Annotated in this window: 13 protein-coding genes; 11 read left to right on the top strand and 2 right to left on the bottom strand. The window is 44.2% G+C overall.

What is annotated here, in order from left to right; genetic code table 11:
* Positions 1–789: 789 nt before the first annotated feature.
* A complete protein-coding gene (locus JK628_RS09755) occupies positions 790–2,079 on the bottom strand; it encodes a citrate synthase (RefSeq protein WP_202289285.1) in 1,290 nt (429 codons plus the stop codon).
* A gap of 410 nt (positions 2,080–2,489) precedes the next feature.
* On the opposite strand from JK628_RS09755, the gene sdhC reads away from it, so the two are divergent.
* From sdhC to JK628_RS09810, 11 genes are all read left to right on the top strand, one after another.
* Complete coding sequence (sdhC, locus tag JK628_RS09760) at positions 2,490–2,885, top strand: succinate dehydrogenase cytochrome b556 subunit (protein WP_202289769.1); 396 nt, start codon at positions 2,490–2,492, stop codon at positions 2,883–2,885.
* Positions 2,879–3,226, top strand: coding sequence for a succinate dehydrogenase, hydrophobic membrane anchor protein (gene sdhD, locus JK628_RS09765; protein ID WP_202289286.1), 348 nt, complete (start codon positions 2,879–2,881; stop codon positions 3,224–3,226). The genes sdhC and sdhD overlap by 7 nt, the downstream gene beginning before the upstream one ends.
* Positions 3,227–4,993, top strand: coding sequence for a succinate dehydrogenase flavoprotein subunit (gene sdhA / locus JK628_RS09770; protein WP_202289287.1), 1,767 nt, complete (start codon positions 3,227–3,229; stop codon positions 4,991–4,993).
* 11 nt (positions 4,994–5,004) lie between these two features.
* Positions 5,005–5,712, top strand: coding sequence for a succinate dehydrogenase iron-sulfur subunit (locus tag JK628_RS09775; RefSeq protein ID WP_202289288.1), 708 nt, complete (start codon positions 5,005–5,007; stop codon positions 5,710–5,712).
* Between the two features lie 201 nt (positions 5,713–5,913).
* On the top strand, positions 5,914–8,736 hold the full coding sequence (sucA, locus tag JK628_RS09780) for a 2-oxoglutarate dehydrogenase E1 component (protein ID WP_202289289.1): 2,823 nt from the start codon (positions 5,914–5,916) through the stop codon (positions 8,734–8,736).
* A 31-nt stretch (positions 8,737–8,767) separates the two neighbouring features.
* Positions 8,768–9,961, top strand: a complete 1,194-nt coding sequence (gene odhB, locus JK628_RS09785) for a 2-oxoglutarate dehydrogenase complex dihydrolipoyllysine-residue succinyltransferase (protein ID WP_202289290.1) — start codon at positions 8,768–8,770, stop codon at positions 9,959–9,961.
* Positions 9,962–10,041: 80 nt separating this feature from the next.
* A complete protein-coding gene (sucC, locus tag JK628_RS09790) occupies positions 10,042–11,208 on the top strand; it encodes an ADP-forming succinate--CoA ligase subunit beta (RefSeq protein ID WP_202289291.1) in 1,167 nt (388 codons plus the stop codon).
* Positions 11,208–12,080, top strand: a complete 873-nt coding sequence (gene sucD / locus JK628_RS09795) for a succinate--CoA ligase subunit alpha (protein WP_202289292.1) — start codon at positions 11,208–11,210, stop codon at positions 12,078–12,080. The genes sucC and sucD overlap by 1 nt, the downstream gene beginning before the upstream one ends.
* A 485-nt stretch (positions 12,081–12,565) precedes the next feature.
* Positions 12,566–14,581, top strand: a complete 2,016-nt coding sequence (locus JK628_RS09800; RefSeq protein WP_202289293.1) for a methyl-accepting chemotaxis protein — start codon at positions 12,566–12,568, stop codon at positions 14,579–14,581.
* A 261-nt stretch (positions 14,582–14,842) separates the two neighbouring features.
* Entirely contained in the window at positions 14,843–15,151 is a 309-nt protein-coding gene (locus JK628_RS09805) for a hypothetical protein (protein WP_202289294.1), read from the top strand.
* Positions 15,152–15,363: 212 nt separating this feature from the next.
* Complete coding sequence (locus JK628_RS09810) at positions 15,364–16,287, top strand: AEC family transporter (protein ID WP_202289295.1); 924 nt, start codon at positions 15,364–15,366, stop codon at positions 16,285–16,287.
* Here JK628_RS09810 and JK628_RS09815 read toward each other — a convergent pair.
* Positions 16,279–17,952: an FMN-binding glutamate synthase family protein gene (locus JK628_RS09815; RefSeq protein ID WP_202289296.1), complete on the bottom strand. Its 1,674-nt coding sequence runs from the start codon at positions 17,950–17,952 to the stop codon at positions 16,279–16,281. The genes JK628_RS09810 and JK628_RS09815 overlap by 9 nt on opposite strands.
* Positions 17,953–18,094: the final 142 nt, after the last annotated feature.

Here is an 18,094-nt window from a genome sequence, read left to right on the forward strand (position 1 = left end):
CTAATGCCAAAAGTCATTTTCAGAGCTTTAGCACTAACTCCCTTCTGTCCAGAAGCGTGTCAGGCGGTACATTGAAACTTGCTGGCAGAGCATGTGCTGTGGGGCGTGCAAGCTTCTAAATCACGGATGATTTAGCAGAGCCTACATGGACGTACTTGTGGCGGCTTGCTAGGACACAGGGCGCATGCTCTGCTATTTCAATATGGCCTGATAATTTTAGACTTAAAGGCACTGGGATCCAGCCCAGAAGCTTCACTCGGCAATTGCTCCTTGCATTGCTCTACCTCCTGAATCTGAATTACAAGGACGTAGGAAATGCCATTGTTGTTGGAACTATCAACGGCCATTCAGTCGCGGGATGACGAATCTGGGTCAGATTTTAGACGTAAACTAGCTCGTTTCTGTCCAGAAATGAGCTAGACGCTACTCTGAACTCGCTGGCAGAGCATCTGCTTTGGAACGTGCAAGCTTCTGAAAAAGGGATTTTTCAGCAGAGCCTACATGGAGGTATTCACGGCGGCTTGCAAAGGAACATAGTGGATGAGCTGCTTTCCATTATAAGTAGATATTTTAGGTAATGGCACTAGATCCCGGCTCAGAAGCCTTGCCGGGATGACTCCCAATTATTCCCAAGTTGTTCTGCTAAGCTATCTCATTTCTGTCCTAGAGTGAGTTAAGCGTTGATAAAACTGATGGTAAAGGGAGGACATACTTTGTCAGCCAATAAAAAAGGCACTCAATGAGTGCCTTTTAGTATTCTATCTAAAGTTCAACGACTAACTTGGGTAGTTAGTCGCGCTTGTCTTTAGCTATAAAACTACGCTCAGCATCACCAGTATATAGCTGGCGAGGACGACTGATCTTATGACCAGGCTGATCTAGCATCTCTTTCCAATGTGCAATCCAACCGACTGTGCGCGCTAGGGCGAAAAGTACAGTGAACATGCTAGTTGGAATACCGATAGCCTTCATGATGATCCCTGAGTAGAAATCAACGTTCGGATACAGTTTCTTAGACACGAAATAATCGTCTTCTAATGCAATACGTTCAAGTTCCATTGCAACATCTAACAGTGGATCATTCACATTTAGCTCAGCTAGAACTTCATGACAGGTTTCACGCATAACTTTTGCGCGAGGGTCGAAGTTCTTGTAAACACGATGTCCGAAGCCCATTAGACGGAAAGGATCTTCTTTATCCTTTGCACGTGCAATAAACTCTGGAATACGGTCAACGCTGCCAATCTCTTCAAGCATGTTCAAGCAAGCTTCGTTTGCACCACCATGAGCCGGTCCCCAAAGAGACGCGATACCCGCAGCAATACAAGCAAATGGGTTAGCCCCTGATGAACCCGCTAGACGAACAGTTGAAGTCGATGCATTTTGTTCATGATCGGCGTGAAGGATGAAGATACGATCCATAGCACGCTCAACGATTGGGTTAACCTTGTACTCTTCACACGGCACTGCAAACATCATGCTGAGGAAGTTACCTGCGTAGCTTAAATCGTTACGTGGGTAGACAAAAGGCTGACCAATAGAGTACTTGTAACACATTGCAGCAATAGTTGGCATCTTAGACACCAAACGGAATGCAGCAATTTCGCGGTGACGTTCGTCATTCACATCCAAAGAGTCTTGGTAGAACGCAGAAAGTGCGCCGGTAACGCCACACAACATTGCCATTGGGTGAGCATCACGTCTGAAACCTCTAAAGAAGGCTGCAAGTTGCTCATTAACCATGGTGTGGTTTTTAACCGTGTGTACGAATGTATCGTACTGTGCTTTATTCGGAAGCTCTCCGTAAAGCAGCAAATAGCATAAATCTAAATAATCAGAGTCTATTGCCAACTCGCCAATTGGGTATCCGCGATGAAGCAGGATCCCTTGTGCGCCGTCGATATAAGTAATCGCTGATTCGCAGGAAGCTGTTGCGAGAAATCCTGGATCGAAGGTAAAGTGACCTGTGCTACCTAGCTTACTGATGTCTATGACATCAAATCCTGCCGTTCCTTTCTTGATCGGCAAATCGATTGAATCGTTCCCTGGTAGTTCCAATTTGGCTATATTTTCAGCCATACCCCATTCTCCTTACTTCATTCTTATTGAGTGCGGCTTATCAAACCCCAATACCTTACAGTGAATCTAGATCACATTTCAATTTAAATAAGCGTTTAAATTTGTTAGACCATGGTCTTAATAGTCAATAACTACCTGTCGTAGCAGGGGCTTGGCAGATTTTTTTACCAAAAAAACAAAATTTGCATAATGTGATGTTTGTATTTGACATTTCACCCACGTATACTTGCTGCGGCTCAGATGAGCTGCAGACATTAGTGAATAGTTATCACTTTTTTACAATCTTAATTAGTGTTCGCTAATCTGTTAAATGTTTGTTTCAAGTTTTCTTTTGTGAAGAGCTTAAACTGTGACCTAGTTCGCAGATGGGGATCTGAACAAAAGCGGTTCGTATAACAAAAATTAGCTCAATTGAGCAGAGTGAGCAGAACGTGAAAAAGCAAAGACCTGTCCATTTAGATCTTCAGACTATACAGTTCCCTGCAACTGCGATCGCGTCCATCCTACACCGTGTATCGGGCGTTATTATGTTGTTTGCTGTCGGTATTCTTATCTGGTTGCTTAATGAATCATTAGCATCCGCTGAAAGTTTTGCTGGCGTCCAATCTCTTTTTGATAACTTTATCGTCAAGTTTATCGTCTGGGGAATTCTTACCGCGCTGGGTTATCACTTGATAGTGGGCTTACGCCACTTAGTGATGGATGCTGGCTATTGGGAAGAACTCTCTTCAGGATTAACTTCGGCTAAAGTGGCTATTGCATTGTCAGTAGTGTTTTCAATCATTGCGGGGATTTGGGTATGGTAACTAACGCAGCAAGTCTTGGTCGCAGCGGTGTCCATGACTTTATTCTTATACGTGCAAGTGCAGTAATTCTAGCCTGTTACACTATTTTTCTGGTTGGTTTTATCGCATGTAGCTCTCCACTGACTTATGATGCATGGCACGGATTATTTAGTGCTCTGCCAATGAAAGTCTTCACACTACTCGCACTGGTTGCGATTCTAGTCCATGCATGGATTGGTGTTTGGCAGGTGCTTACCGATTACGTTAAGTGCGTGTCTCTACGTGGTGTACTTCAGTTTGTTTTTGTCGTAGCCGCCTTCTCTTATTTGGCAGCAGGCATTTTGATTGTGTGGGGTGTTTAAGTGGGTATTCCAGTTCGCGAATTTGACGCGGTTGTAATCGGCGCTGGTGGCGCAGGTATGCGCGCGGCATTACAGATTTCCAAAGAAGGTAAGAGCTGCGCGCTGTTATCTAAAGTATTTCCTACACGTTCTCATACTGTTTCTGCGCAGGGTGGTATCACCGTAGCATTGGGTAATGCCCATGAAGATCACTGGGAACAACACATGTACGATACCGTGAAAGGTTCCGATTTTATCGGTGACCAAGAAGCGATTGAGTTCATGTGTAAAACAGGTCCAGAAGCCGTTATCGAATTAGAGCAGATGGGGCTTCCATTCTCTCGTTTTGAAAATGGCACTATTTACCAACGTCCGTTCGGCGGCCAATCAAAGAACTTTGGTGGCGAACAGGCGGCTCGTACTGCTGCAGCAGCTGACCGTACAGGTCACGCTCTACTTCATTGTCTTTATCAACAAAATGTTAAGCACAAGACTGAAGTATTCTCAGAGTGGTACGCGCTTGATTTAGTTAAAAACGAAGACGGTGTCATTGTTGGTTGTACTGCAATCGAAATTGAAACTGGCGAAATCGTTTATTTCAAAGCTAAGGCAACAATTCTAGCGACGGGTGGAGCCGGGCGTATATACGCATCGACTACCAATGCCCACATCAACACCGGTGACGGCGTTGGTATGGCGATTCGTGCCGGCGTTCAAATGCAAGACATGGAGATGTGGCAGTTCCACCCAACGGGTATCGCTGGTGCAGGTGTGCTTGTAACTGAAGGTTGTCGTGGTGAAGGTGGATACCTACTCAACAAAGACGGTGAACGTTTCATGGAGCGTTATGCGCCTAACGCGAAAGATTTAGCATCTCGTGACGTGGTAGCACGTTCGATGATGACTGAAATTCGTGAAGGTCGTGGTCTAGATGGTCCATTAGGCCCGCACTGTTTACTAAAGCTTGATCATTTAGGTAAAGAAACCCTAGAAGCGCGTCTTCCTGGTGTTTGTGAATTGTCTCGTACATTCGCCCATATCGATCCAGCAGATGGTCCAATTCCAGTATTGCCAACTTGTCACTATATGATGGGTGGTTTGCCAGCTAAAGTTAGTGGTCAAGTTTTACGTCAAAATGCAGACGGTACAGAAGAAGATATCGTCGGATTATTTGCCGTAGGTGAAATTGCTTGTGTATCAGTTCATGGTGCTAACCGTCTAGGCGGTAACTCACTACTCGATTTAGTCGTCTTTGGGCGCGCAGCTGGTCAGCATTTGGGTAAAGCACTCGATGCAACGCCTAATCCGAAAGATGCAACCGAAGATCAAATCGAAACATCTCTGACGCGTTTGAATCGTTGGGAAAGCAACAAAGACGGCGAAGATCCAGAGACTATCCGTAAAGATCTACAGCTTTGTATGCAGCTTAACTTCTCAGTATTTAGAAGTGGCGATGCAATGGCTGAAGGCCTGAAAGAGCTTAAAGCAATTCGAGAACGTCTAGCTAACGCTAAGCTCTCTGACAATTCATCTGAGTTTAACACTCAGCGAATAGAGTGCTTAGAGCTTGATAACTTGATGGCGACAGCAATTGCGACTGCTACAGCTGCAAACTTCCGTACGGAAAGTCGTGGTGCGCACTCACGTGAAGATTTCTTAGACCGTGATGATGAAAACTGGTTATGCCACAGCATATACGACCCGATAACCGAGCTTATGACTAAGCGTGATGTGAACATGGAGCCAAAGCTTCGTGCTGCGTTCCCGCCTGTTAAGCGCACCTACTAGGAGAAGCGACGATGAAATTGGAATTTGCAGTTTATCGCTACAATCCTGATGTAGATACTAAACCTTACATGAAGGATTACAGCTTAGAAGTAGACGAAGGTACTGATATGATGGTACTGGATGCACTGATAAAGCTGAAAGAGTTAGATTCAACATTGTCATTTAGACGCTCATGCCGTGAAGGTGTGTGTGGTAGTGATGGTGTTAACATGAATGGTAAAAACGGCTTGGCGTGTATCACGCCTGTTTCGACCTTCAAGAACAAAAAAATTGAGATCCGCCCGCTACCAGGCATGCCGGTAGTGCGCGACTTAATTGTAGACTTAACCCAGTTCTACACTCAGTACGAAAAGATTAAGCCTTATTTGATTAACGATGCGAAAACGCCTGCGCGTGAACATCTGCAGTCACCTGAAGAGCGTGCGCATCTAGATGGACTCTATGAGTGCATTATGTGTGCATGTTGTTCTACCGCTTGTCCTTCGTTCTGGTGGAACCCTGATAAGTTCATCGGTCCGAGTGGTTTGCTTCACGCATATCGCTTCTTGATCGACAGCCGTGATACTGCGACTGAAGAGCGTCTATCAGAGCTTGATGATGCCTATAGTGTATTCCGCTGTCATGGCATTATGAACTGCGTTGACGTTTGTCCTAAAGGGCTTAACCCGACAAAAGCAATTGGACACATTAAGTCTATGCTTCTGAAGAGAGCCGTTTAGATGCAAATTAAAGAGCCGATATTGATATAGCTCTATGAGAGTCACCCTCTTTGAGAGAGTGACTCTTTTTGTGTCATGGAAGACAATAATAGTAAATCTGGAACTCTCGGGGCTACAGAGATTGCAGAACCTTTGGCGACAACAAGGCTCTGTATTTATGACTTTGGCTAAGCACGTGTATACAGTTTGAAAGGAATAGAAATGCACCAAGGCATCATGAAAGCCTGGCTTGAATCGTCTCATCTTAATGGCGCGAATTCGACCTATGTAGAAGAGATGTATGAAGCCTATCAAGAAGACCCTCAGTCAGTAACTGAAGACTGGCGTGTCGTGTTTGATAACCTCCCTCTAGTGAATGGTACATCTAGTGACGTGCCTGAAGCTGCCCACTCTAAAATACGCGACTATTTTCGTAGTCTTGCATTAGATGGACGTCAGAAAGGTTCACCTAAGGTGACCGATCATGAAGTCGATGCAAAGCAAGTTAAAGTCCTACAGATGATTAACGCGCACCGTTTTCGTGGTCACCAGAACGCGAATTTGGATCCGCTAGATATATGGAAGCGCGATAAAGTCTCTGAGCTAGACCCATTTTTTCACGGTCTAGATAGCGACGACATGCAGCGCGAATTCAATACTGGATCGTTTGCTCATGGTGGTGACACTATGAAGCTTGTTGATCTGGTTAAAGCCTTGAAAGCGACATATTGTGGCTCAATTGGCGCAGAGTATATGCATATTACTGACACGGACGAGAAACGCTGGATCCAGCAACGTCTCGAGCCGTCTCTTGGTGCAGCAAAATATTCGAAAGCCGATAAAACACGCATTCTTGAAGGGTTAAACGCGGCCGAAGGTATCGAAAAATACCTAGGTGCTAAATTCCCTGGTGCCAAACGTTTCTCACTCGAAGGTGGTGATGCGCTTGTTCCTATGATGCGTGAAATAATTTATCGTGCGGGCGATGCTGGTACTAAAGAAGTCGTCATCGGCATGGCTCATCGTGGTCGTTTAAACCTGCTTGTAAACGTGCTAGGTAAAAAACCATCAGAGTTGTTTGATGAATTTGCCGGTAAGCATAGCGATGAGCTTAACGGCTCTGGTGATGTTAAATATCACCAAGGTTTTTCATCGGACTTTGAAACTCCCGGTGGCAATGTCCATCTAGCGCTCGCCTTTAACCCATCTCACTTAGAGATCGTCAATCCTGTGGTTATCGGTTCAGTACGTGCTCGTTTAGATCGACGCCAATGTGATACTGGCCTGCAAGTCATGCCTATCACCATTCATGGTGATTCAGCGATTACCGGTCAGGGTATCGTGCAAGAGACATTTAATATGTCTCAGACTCGCGGCTTTAAAGTGGGCGGTTCAATCCGTATCGTTGTCAACAACCAAGTTGGTTTTACCACCAACCTGACTGAAGATGTTCGTTCAACGGAATACTGTACTGATATCGCCAAGATGGTACAGGCGCCTATTTTCCACGTTAATGCTGACGACCCTGAAGCGGTGGCTTTTGTATCGCAACTAGCGGTTGATTATCGTAACGAATTTAAGCGTGATGTGGTGATCGATTTAGTTTGTTATCGTCGTCATGGCCATAACGAAGCTGATGAGCCGAGTGCTACGCAGCCGCTGATGTATGCTCAAATTAAAAAACATCCAACGCCAAGAAAAATCTATGCCGATAAGCTAATCGCAGAAAATACATTGGGTAGCGATGACGTTACCTCAATGGTTAACGCTTATCGTGATGCATTGGATGACGGTGATTGTGTCGTTAAAGAGTGGCGTCCTATGACGTTGCACTCTGTAGACTGGACTCCCTACATAGGTGCAGAATGGAATGACGACTATCCTGCGCAGATGTCGATGGATAGAATTAGAAACTTAGCGGATAAAATAAGCTATGTGCCTGAAAGTCATAAGCTTCAATCTCGCGTAGCGAAAATCTACAAAGATCGTCTTTTAATGGCCGCAGGCGAAAAGCTTCTCGATTGGGGCTTTGCAGAAACATTAGCCTATGCGTCGATTCTTGAAGATAAGAATCGTATCCGCATTACCGGTCAAGATTCTGGTCGTGGAACCTTCTTCCATCGTCATGCTGTGCTACATAATCAAAATGATGCAACGGCTTACATGCCACTGCGTAATATCGCTGAAGACCAAGGTCCGATCGATCTAACTGACTCTGTATTATCTGAGGCATCAGTACTTGCATTTGAGTATGGCTATGCAACAGCAGAACCCGGTGGACTGACACTTTGGGAAGCTCAGTTTGGTGATTTTGCTAACTGTGCACAGGTCGTCATTGACCAATTTTTGTCATCTGGCGAGCAAAAGTGGGGCCGTTTATGTGGTCTAACTATGCTATTGCCACATGGCTATGAAGGTCAGGGCCCTGAGCATTCAAGTGCGCGTCTCGAGCGTTTCCTACAGCTTTGTGCTAACCACAACATGCAAGTGTGTGTGCCATCTACACCTGCTCAGGTTTACCACATGTTGCGTCGTCAAGTGGTGCGTCCTATGCGTCGCCCACTTGTGGTTATGTCACCGAAATCGCTGCTACGTCATCCATTAGCTGTTTCAAGCTTGGAAGAGTTAGCCGAAGGTACCTTCCAGAACTTGATTGGCGAAATCGATGAGTTAGATGCTAGCGAAGTGGATAGAGTCGTTTTCTGTAGCGGCAAAGTTTACTTTGAACTGCTAGAGCGTCGTCGTAAAGAGGGCAAAAATAATGTCGCACTTATTCGTGTAGAACAGTTATATCCGTTCCCACATGAAGAAGCGGCTGCGATTCTTGCTGATTATGCTCATGTTAAAGATTTCGTTTGGTGCCAAGAAGAGCCGCAGAACCAAGGGGCTTGGTATTGTAGCCAACATCATTTCTGGAGCGTTATACCCGCAGGAGCTCAATTGAGTTACGCCGGTCGTGAAGCTTCTGCTGCGCCAGCATGTGGTTACCCTGCATTGCACGCTCAGCAACAAGAATCGTTAATTAACAGCGCATTAAAACTGTAGTAATAGACACTATATAAAAGGATCGTTATCCATGAGTATCGAAATTAAGGTACCCGTACTGCCAGAATCTGTAGCCGATGCAACTATTGCTACTTGGCATGTTCAAGCTGGCGAGCAAGTTTCTCGTGATCAAATCCTTGTTGATATTGAAACTGATAAAGTCGTACTTGAAGTTGTAGCACCAGAAGATGGTCAGATTGCTAAATTCCTCGCGGAAGAGGGCGATACAGTTTTAGGCGAAGCCGTGATCGCTAACTTCGTCGCCGGCGCAGTAGCGGGACAGGAAGTGACTAAAGCTGAAGCCGAAGCTGCAACTCCTGCAGCGGAAGCTGAAGAGACCAGTGACGCTTTAAGCCCATCAGTACGACGTTTAATTGCTGAGCATAATATTAGTGCAAGCGCAGTTAAAGGCACAGGTGTTGGTGGGCGTATTACTAAGGAAGACGTTGAAGCATTTGTTAAAAATGCTAAAGCGGCTCCAGCTCCAACAAGCGCGCCAGCAGCCGTTGCCGCACCGCTAGCTGAGCGTAGCGAAAAGCGTGTTCCTATGAGTCGTCTACGTAAGACGATTGCTAATCGCCTACTAGAAGCTAAAAACTCTACTGCGATGTTAACAACGTTTAACGAAGTTAACATGAAGCCAATTATGGATATCCGTAAGCAGTATCAAGAAATTTTTGAGAAGCGCCACGGCATTCGTTTAGGTTTTATGTCTTTCTACGTTAAAGCCGTGACTGAAGCATTGAAGCGATTCCCAGAAGTTAACGCGTCTATTGATGGTGACGAACTTGTTTATCATAACTATTTCGACATCAGCATAGCAGTATCAACGCCACGTGGCCTGGTCACTCCAGTGCTTCGTGACACTGATAAGATGAGCCTTGCAGATATCGAACGTAACGTTCGTGAATTGGCGCTAAAAGGACGTGACGGTAAGTTGACTGTTGCTGATATGACTGGCGGTAACTTCACCATTACTAACGGTGGTGTATTCGGTTCATTGATGTCGACGCCAATTTTGAACCTGCCACAAAGCGCGATTTTAGGCATGCATGCCATCAAAGATCGCCCTATGGCAGTTAATGGACAGGTTGAAATCCTGCCTATGATGTACCTCGCACTTTCTTACGACCACCGTATCGTAGATGGTCGTGAGTCGGTTGGTTATTTGGTTGCTATTAAAGACTTCCTAGAAGACCCAACTCGTCTGCTACTTGACCTATAAGTCAAGACAGACAATACCCTCGTTGCAGGTCCATTAGGGCCTGTTGAAAAATTGATAAGAAGTATAATGGATAGATCATCATGAATTTGCATGAGTATCAGGCAAAATCTTTATTTGCCGAATATGGTTTACCAGTGTCAGAAGGTTTTGCATGTGATACAGCTCAAGAAGCTGTTGAAGCTGCAGGACATATTGGCGGTGATATGTGGGTTGTTAAGTGTCAAGTACACGCAGGCGGCCGTGGTAAAGCAGGTGGCGTTAAAGTCACAGGCGACAAAGAAGAGATCAGAGCATTTGCTGAAAAATGGTTAGGTAAGAATCTTGTTACTTATCAAACTGATGAAAAAGGCCAGCCCGTTGCTAAAATATTAGTAGAAAGCTGTACTGACATTGCAAATGAACTGTATTTGGGTGCTGTTGTTGACCGTGCTACACGACGTGTTGTGTTCATGGCATCAACTGAAGGCGGCGTTGATATTGAAACTGTGGCAGAAGAAACGCCAGAGCTAATTCATAAAGCGATCATCGACCCTACAACAGGGGCTCAACCATATCAAGCACGTGATCTTGGCTTCAAGTTAGGTTTAAATCCTACTCAAATGAAGCAGTTCACTAAAGTCTTTATGGGCTTGGCGAAGATGTTTGAAGATCATGATTTCGCACTACTTGAAATCAACCCACTTGTTATTACAGACGAAGGCAACATCCACTGTCTTGATGGCAAGATTGGTATCGACGGTAACGCTTTATTCCGTCAGCCTAAAATCCGTGACATGCACGATCCATCACAAGATGATGCTCGTGAAGCTCACGCGGCTAAGTTTGAACTTAACTATGTAGCACTCGACGGAAACGTGGGTTGTATGGTCAACGGTGCAGGCCTAGCAATGGGTACGATGGATATCGTAAACCTTCATGGTGGCAAGCCAGCTAACTTCCTCGATGTAGGCGGCGGAGCGACTAAAGAACGTGTTGCGGAAGCATTCAAGATTATCTTGTCTGATTCAAATGTTAAAGCGGTTCTAGTGAACATCTTTGGCGGTATTGTACGTTGTGACATGATTGCTGAAGGCATCATTGGCGCAGTTAAAGAAGTCGGTGTTGAAGTACCAGTAGTTGTACGTTTAGAAGGTACTAACGCTGATCTAGGTCGTGAAGTTCTTGCAAACTCAGATCTAGACATCATCGCAGCTTCAAGTCTTACTGACGCGGCTGAGCAAGTAGTTAAAGCTGCGGAGGGCAAATAATGTCTGTATTAATTAATAAAGATACCAAAGTTATCTGTCAAGGTTTCACTGGCGGTCAAGGTACATTCCACTCTGAGCAAGCTATCGATTATGGAACTCAGATGGTCGGTGGCGTATCACCTGGAAAGGGCGGTCAAGTTCACCTAGGTCTGCCAGTATTTAATACTGTTAAAGATGCAGTCGCTGAAACTGGTGCTACAGCAACGGTTATCTACGTACCAGCACCTTTCTGTAAAGATGCAATCCTTGAAGCTATCGACGGTGGCATTGAGCTTATCGTTTGTATTACTGAAGGTATTCCTACGTTAGACATGCTTCAAGTTAAAGTTAAGCTTGAAGAGACTGGCGTACGCATGATCGGTCCAAACTGCCCAGGTGTTATCACTCCGGGTGAATGTAAGATTGGTATTATGCCTGGTCATATCCACAAGCCGGGTAAAGTCGGTATTGTTTCTCGCTCTGGTACGTTGACGTACGAAGCCGTTAAGCAAACGACTGACGAAGGTTTCGGCCAATCAACATGTGTTGGTATTGGTGGCGATCCTATTCCAGGTACTAACTTCATCGACGTATTGGAAATGTTCCAAAACGATCCGCAAACTGAAGCAATCGTAATGATTGGTGAAATTGGTGGTACTGCTGAAGAAGAAGCGGCTGAATACATCAAAGCGAACGTCACTAAGCCTGTTGTTTCATACATTGCTGGTGTAACTGCACCTGAAGGCAAGCGTATGGGCCATGCTGGCGCAATTATCGCTGGCGGTAAAGGTACTGCAGAAGACAAGTTTGCCGCTCTTGAAGCTGCAGGCGTAACGACTGTACGTTCTCTTGCTGATATCGGTAAAGCACTTCGTACTAGAACGGGTTGGTAATAACACCGGTTTAGTTCTCGAGAAGCCACCCTAGCAATAGGGTGGCTTTTTTATTGAAGCACCTTAATTCCAATACTTCTTATCCTCCCTGTTTTCACTTTGAAAATTTATTAACCTCTGTTTTTTATTGCCCTACATTAATCTACGACTCTTAGATTGTAGTTATAAAGTCAAAACAGCGACTAAACCTGTTTTTTGACAGATTAAGTTCTGAAAATAATTCAGCTAAAAGCTAATTAGCCTTTCGGCACTAGAATAAAAAACACGCCCAGTATATTGTATTCCATGCTGTAATTATGTTTGGAAAATGTGGCGTGCTTTGGGCGGGCAGCTTGTGTACCTTTCAGAAAACACCTTACAGCAAGGGAACAAGCAATTATGGGCTCTACAATTTCAATTTAAAGCAGAGCTAGATACGCAATGTTTGCCTAACGCTATTCAGATTATCTGCATTCCAATAACGATAAATAAGGGGCACATGTTCGATGACTTTTCTAAGAAAGAGTATGGTTAGACAATTCATTGCAGGCTTGCTACTGACCTTAACGGTTATCACGTTTGCGAGTTTGATTTTTAATACTAAGCAGGTACAGGACGACTCATCTGTGGCATTAAAAGGTGAAGTCAACCGTATCCTAAAGCAGCTCACCGCAAAAATCGATCATCTGTTGTATTCAAGAAATAACCAAGTCGATGCCATTTTTAGCCACCCTAGTACCATCGCAGCAATTAACTCGATTCAGGAGAGAGGGCTAAGTTATGAACAGCATCTCGCGCTCAAACCTGTAAGTGAGTATTTTCAATCTCTGATGCAAGCCGATGCAGCGGTTGTCAGCCTCTTCTTCACAACGACGGCTACTTGGGAATACTTTGATCACGATAGTAAGAATGAAGACCCCGATTATTACATTAATCAACGCCCTTTTTGGCAGGAGTTCCTTAGCCAAATGAATCATTACGTTAACGATCCTTATGTTGATGCAGAGGGCGAAATTTTGCTGACTTTTAGAGCGCCAGCTTTCGACTCACAGAATAACTTGATAGGAACGGTAGGCTTGGATCTTGATCTTGAGGAGGTCAATCGTGAGTTTGCGCAGTTACAAAGCATCTATCCCGGACTCGATGTTTTTGTCGTCAGTGATACGGGTTTATTGGTCAATTTTCCAAATATGGTAGAACTGATGGTCGCTAATGATCTTAGTACTCTTGATATGGCTGCTATAGATGATGCGCTTCGTGGTGATGGTGCAGGCGGATTCGATAAAATGTGGTCAGATTATCGAGATCAAAACCTTAAGGAGCACGAAGTACAATGGCAAGGCCAGCAGTACCGTGTTTATATCCAGGCTTATGAAAAGCAAAACCCTGAAGTTCATTGGAACGTAGCAGTGATGTTACCCGAAGAAGCAATTACTGCCCCGATCCATAAAGCCATCACTGATAATATTCTAAACTCGATCGCGTTTAGCGTGGTGTTGGCACTGTTTATGTGGTTATTGATCCGTTGGCAATTGAAACCACTACAACAGTTGCAGCAGGCAATGCACTCCATCAGTCAGGGGGATGCCGATCTTACCTGCCGAATAGACATCAATCGACGGGATGAACTTGGCAAGTTATCTGGTGCATTCAATGATTTTGTGGCCAAAATCCAGTTGATGGTCAATGAGTCTAGTTCGATGGCTAATAAATTCAATCAGAATTCACAGCAGAGTTTGCTGAGTACCAATGAGGCTAATACTATCGTCGGGCAGCAAAAGGAGCAGTTAGCTATTGTAGCGAGTGCCTCAGTTGAAATGGCGCAAACCAGTGAGCATGTCGCAGCCAGAGCGCAAGATATCTCTAGTATCGCTTCAGAGACAAAATTAGGTGTTGTTAACGGCGTTTCTAGTATTGAGAGCGTTAATCAGCAGATGAACTATTTAGCTGATCAGATCCAACAAGCAACCAATGTGGTTGCTGCACTAGAGCAAGATACCAGTAAAATTGGCGAAGTTGTAAACGTGATTGGTGCGATAGCGGAGCAGACGAACCTGCTCGCGTTAAATGCAGCCATTGAAGCTGCTAGAGCTGGGGAGCAGGGGCGAGGTTTTGCGGTTGTTGCAGATGAAGTACGGAATCTAGCGTCAAGAACACAAACGTCGACTACGCAGATCCATGATATTGTTGCTCAGCTTCAAGCGACGGCAAAAAAAGCCGTTTCAGTGATGAATTCAGGCTTAGATGAGACAAAAAACAACCAAACCGCGACCTTGGCTATCATTCCAGAATTTGAAAGTATACTTGCCTCAATGGAACAGCTTGAGCAACATATGGTTGATATCTCTTCAACGATCACTCAGCAATCCAGCACTGCGATTCAAATGAATCAGGACATTGTTGAAATTGATGAAATGGCGACAAACACTGTGTCACAGACCCAAGCTCTAGCCGAAATGATACAGCAGACGGGATCTCAATCTTCACAATTAATTAAGGCAATGGCACGATTTAAGTCGTAGTTTCCGTGTGTTATTGCTCCACAAATAGTGTTGAAAACATACTGTTCCCGATTTATTTGGGTCAGCAGGGTTCTCATTTACCTAACAACCGTTAGTGTATTTCAATCGTTTCGCCTCAGTGTTTTTAGAGTTTAATAATGTTATTCACCGCTCAATTAGAACTAATGGTGATAAAGCTGTCAAATTAACCCCAAAATATGGCGATGTAACAACGATCTGTTATACCTAATTTATCTAAAGAGGAACTTGTGGGTAGATTATATGTCTATGGTCAGCGCAAAAGAGTTTTCGGATTGGTTAAGATTAAGGTTTGAAGGGCTTAATGAAGGAGTCTCTTTAAGCCGAAAAGATATCAACCAACTTACTGGTAGGCAAAATTTCTCATCTGATTTTGTGAGTGATATTCATTTTGAACTCATGCGTCACGATTTGGCTTTTGTGACGGATACCTCCCGTGAAAACTTTTATCTAGTCCCTATTAATAAGCAATCGTGGCGCGATAAGCTTGAGCAACAGTTTGAGAAAGAGATATTTTGTAATGTTATACCGCTGAATATTTCCAACAAGTAGTTGTTAACGGTACAAGGCACTTCCAACCAGTTATTGAATTTCCAGCAGCGGACGCTTAGAACAGACTAAACCACCTCTAACATTGATTGTTTCCCTTATCTTCCTTTGATAAATACCTTGATGCGTAGCTTACCTGTTATCATAGCGGCCTAAAGATTCAGGTCCGTTTACTTGTTTCAGTTAAAGATTTTTCAGGACGTAGTGAAGCACTAATGGCTATAATTTCAATTGTTTTCCCATTAATTTTTATGGCCTCGTTAGGTTACATTTTAACAAGCAAGTCTATTTTTTCTAAAGAGCAAATTAGTGGTATTAGTTTGTTTACCTTCTACCTCTGCATTCCTGCCTTTTTGTTTATTAATATGTTTCAGGCAGATCTTAGCAAAAGTTTTGATATCACAGCCTTAGCATTTTTCTACTTGCCTGTCGTTACCGCATATTGTGTTGGTGTGGGGCTATATTGTTTTCTCCGTAAAGGGCAGGATCAGTTACTGGCTAATGGGTCTGCTTTTGGTCTCGGTTGCAGCTATTCAAACACCATCTTAGTCGGTCTACCTATTATTGTGGGTGCGCTTGGCCAAGAGATGATGGGCAATGTGTTTGTTATCATCACATTTCATAGCGCATTACTGTTCTCTTTAACATTTATTTTGGCATTAAGGGGAGAGGAGGCGGGGTTTAAGTACTGGCCTTTTGTAAAAGGAATAGTATTTAACCCGATAGTGATGAGTATTTCTCTAGGGTTACTACTGAATATATTACACATTCCACTCTTTGAAAACTTGGCCAATGGTATTGATTTACTCAGTCAGCCTGCGTTGGCCTGTGCGCTTTTTGTACTAGGTGCAAACCTAAGCTTTTACAAAGTGGCCAAGGATTGGAAGTTGGCATTACTTGCTACATTCATCAAGTTGATAGTGTTGCCTACGCTTGTTTATGCTCTCGGAACTTGGTTTATGTTAGATCAGCAACTATTAGCAGTCTTAGTGTTGTTAAGTGCGTCCCCTCTGGGTATTAATGCTTATTTAATCGCAGTGCAGGTAAAGTCACAGCAAGCCGTTATCGCCAGTACTGTGGTTCTTTCCACAGTACTTTGTGTATTTACTATGAGCTTGTGGTTAGCTATTTTATTGTGAGGTATTTATATTGTGACTCGCATGCTTAGCGCGAGAAAACTCTGCCGGCGATAGAATGTAGGTGTCTTCACTATAAAAGTCGTCGCTTCTTGCCATACGCCACCAGTCACTCCAGGGCCCTTCAATGTGATTTTCTACGATTAGTTCGTTTTCCTTTAATGGCTCAATGAGGCTTCCAACTGACATTAACAACCCATATGGTGTCCGTCTTTTAAGCATGTGAGGCATTAATTTGGCTGGATTGTCCAAGCCCATGCTACCAACAAGTTCGAAGAAGCTTTCAATGGTATTATGGTGATAGTTTTTAACCCGCTCACTTTTTTCAACCACATTAACGGCTTTGCTTCGGGCTGGATCTTGAGTAGCTATACCGGTAGGACACATGTTGGTGTTGCAGTGGCGAGATTGAATGCAGCCAAGAGCCATCATCATGGTGCGTGCGGCATTAACTGTGTCTGCCCCCATCGCAATTTTTGCTAATAGATCAAAGCTAGAAGCCGTCTTTCCGGAAGCGATAATATTAATCTTGTCTCTTAACCCTGCGCCTATAAGCGCATTGTGAACGAAATATACCCCTTCTAGACACATCATACCTAAACGATTAGTAAATTCGACGGGTGCTGCACCTGTGCCTCCCTCGGCGCCATCTACGGTGATAAAGTCTGGTGTGATCCCCGTTTCAAGCATGGCTTTGCATAGTCCGAGAAATTCTACCGGATTACCAATACATAACTTGAAGCCAACGGGTTTTCCTTCACTTAGTTCCCTTAGTTTAACAACAAAGTTGAGCAGATCTTTTGGCGTAGTACATTCGGGGTTAACCGCAGGCGATACACAGTCACTATCTTTCGATATATGGCGTATAGCGGCAATTTCATCGGTTATTTTTGCTGCGGGTAAAACGCCACCATGTCCAGGTTTAGCACCTTGAGATAGCTTTATCTCTATCATCTTTATTTGTGGCCGGATCGCCATCGCTCTGAACGTTTCAGGGTTAAAGTTGCCCTCGTTATCTCGACAACCAAATAGGCCAGAGCCAATCTGCCAAACGACATCCCCATGATGTTTCAGATGATAAGGGCTTGCCCCACCTTCACCGGTATTGTGGTAACAACCCGCTTTAAGTGCGCCCAAGTTTAAGGCTTCAATAGCGTTGGCACTCAGAGAGCCAAAGCTCATTGCTGATATGTTCAAATAGGAGGCATGGTAGGGCTTTAAGCAGTCAGGACCACCAAAGCGAACACGTTTAGCATCAGCAACAACCTGTCGAGGGTGTAATGATTGCCAAAGACTTAAATAGTTTTCCTCTAAAAGGTCGCGCTGAGTACCGAAAGCAATGGTGTCACGGACATTTTTGGCTCTCTGATAGACCAGTGAGCGCTGCTCGCGGTTAAACGGTTTCTCTTCAGTGTCATTGGCTATAAAATACTGTTGAATTTCGACGCGATAAGACTCTAGAAAGTATCGAATATGGGCAACAACGGGGTATAAGCGATTTAACGTATGTTTGCTGTGGTACATATCAAAATAGCCGACAATGGTATAACTGAGGGTAAACAGCAGCAATAATATAGTCCCAGCGCCTACTTGGCTGAGAGCAAAATTGATGGCTAACAAATTTCCTAAGGATGCGATTATCCAAAAGAATTTTTGCATGATGGTCATAAGTGTTCCTTACTATATAGCAGCAGACAAATCTCTGTTCTATTGAAAGCCATTCTTGCTGTTTACGCAAACTTGTTTTAATACTTTCTAATTTAGAGCGGAATTCGCTATATTAATATTGATAACAGTCATAGAGTCGTGA

It is taken from the genome of Shewanella sp. KX20019 (genome assembly GCF_016757755.1).
Classification (GTDB): Bacteria; Pseudomonadota; Gammaproteobacteria; order Enterobacterales; family Shewanellaceae; genus Shewanella.

Bases quoted from the DNA above. Each gene is read 5' to 3' on its own strand.
- JK628_RS09755 (WP_202289285.1), bottom strand. From the start codon at position 2,079: ATGGCTGAAAATATAGCCAAATTGGAACTACCAGGGAACGATTCAATC.
- sdhD (WP_202289286.1), top strand. From the start codon at position 2,879: ATGGTAACTAACGCAGCAAGTCTTGGTCGCAGCGGTGTCCATGACTTT.
- JK628_RS09775 (WP_202289288.1), top strand. From the start codon at position 5,005: ATGAAATTGGAATTTGCAGTTTATCGCTACAATCCTGATGTAGATACT.
- sucA (WP_202289289.1), top strand. From the start codon at position 5,914: ATGCACCAAGGCATCATGAAAGCCTGGCTTGAATCGTCTCATCTTAAT.
- odhB (WP_202289290.1), top strand. From the start codon at position 8,768: ATGAGTATCGAAATTAAGGTACCCGTACTGCCAGAATCTGTAGCCGAT.
- sucC (WP_202289291.1), top strand. From the start codon at position 10,042: ATGAATTTGCATGAGTATCAGGCAAAATCTTTATTTGCCGAATATGGT.
- sucD (WP_202289292.1), top strand. From the start codon at position 11,208: ATGTCTGTATTAATTAATAAAGATACCAAAGTTATCTGTCAAGGTTTC.
- JK628_RS09800 (WP_202289293.1), top strand. From the start codon at position 12,566: ATGACTTTTCTAAGAAAGAGTATGGTTAGACAATTCATTGCAGGCTTG.
- JK628_RS09805 (WP_202289294.1), top strand. From the start codon at position 14,843: ATGTCTATGGTCAGCGCAAAAGAGTTTTCGGATTGGTTAAGATTAAGG.
- JK628_RS09810 (WP_202289295.1), top strand. From the start codon at position 15,364: ATGGCTATAATTTCAATTGTTTTCCCATTAATTTTTATGGCCTCGTTA.
- JK628_RS09815 (WP_202289296.1), bottom strand. From the start codon at position 17,952: ATGACCATCATGCAAAAATTCTTTTGGATAATCGCATCCTTAGGAAAT.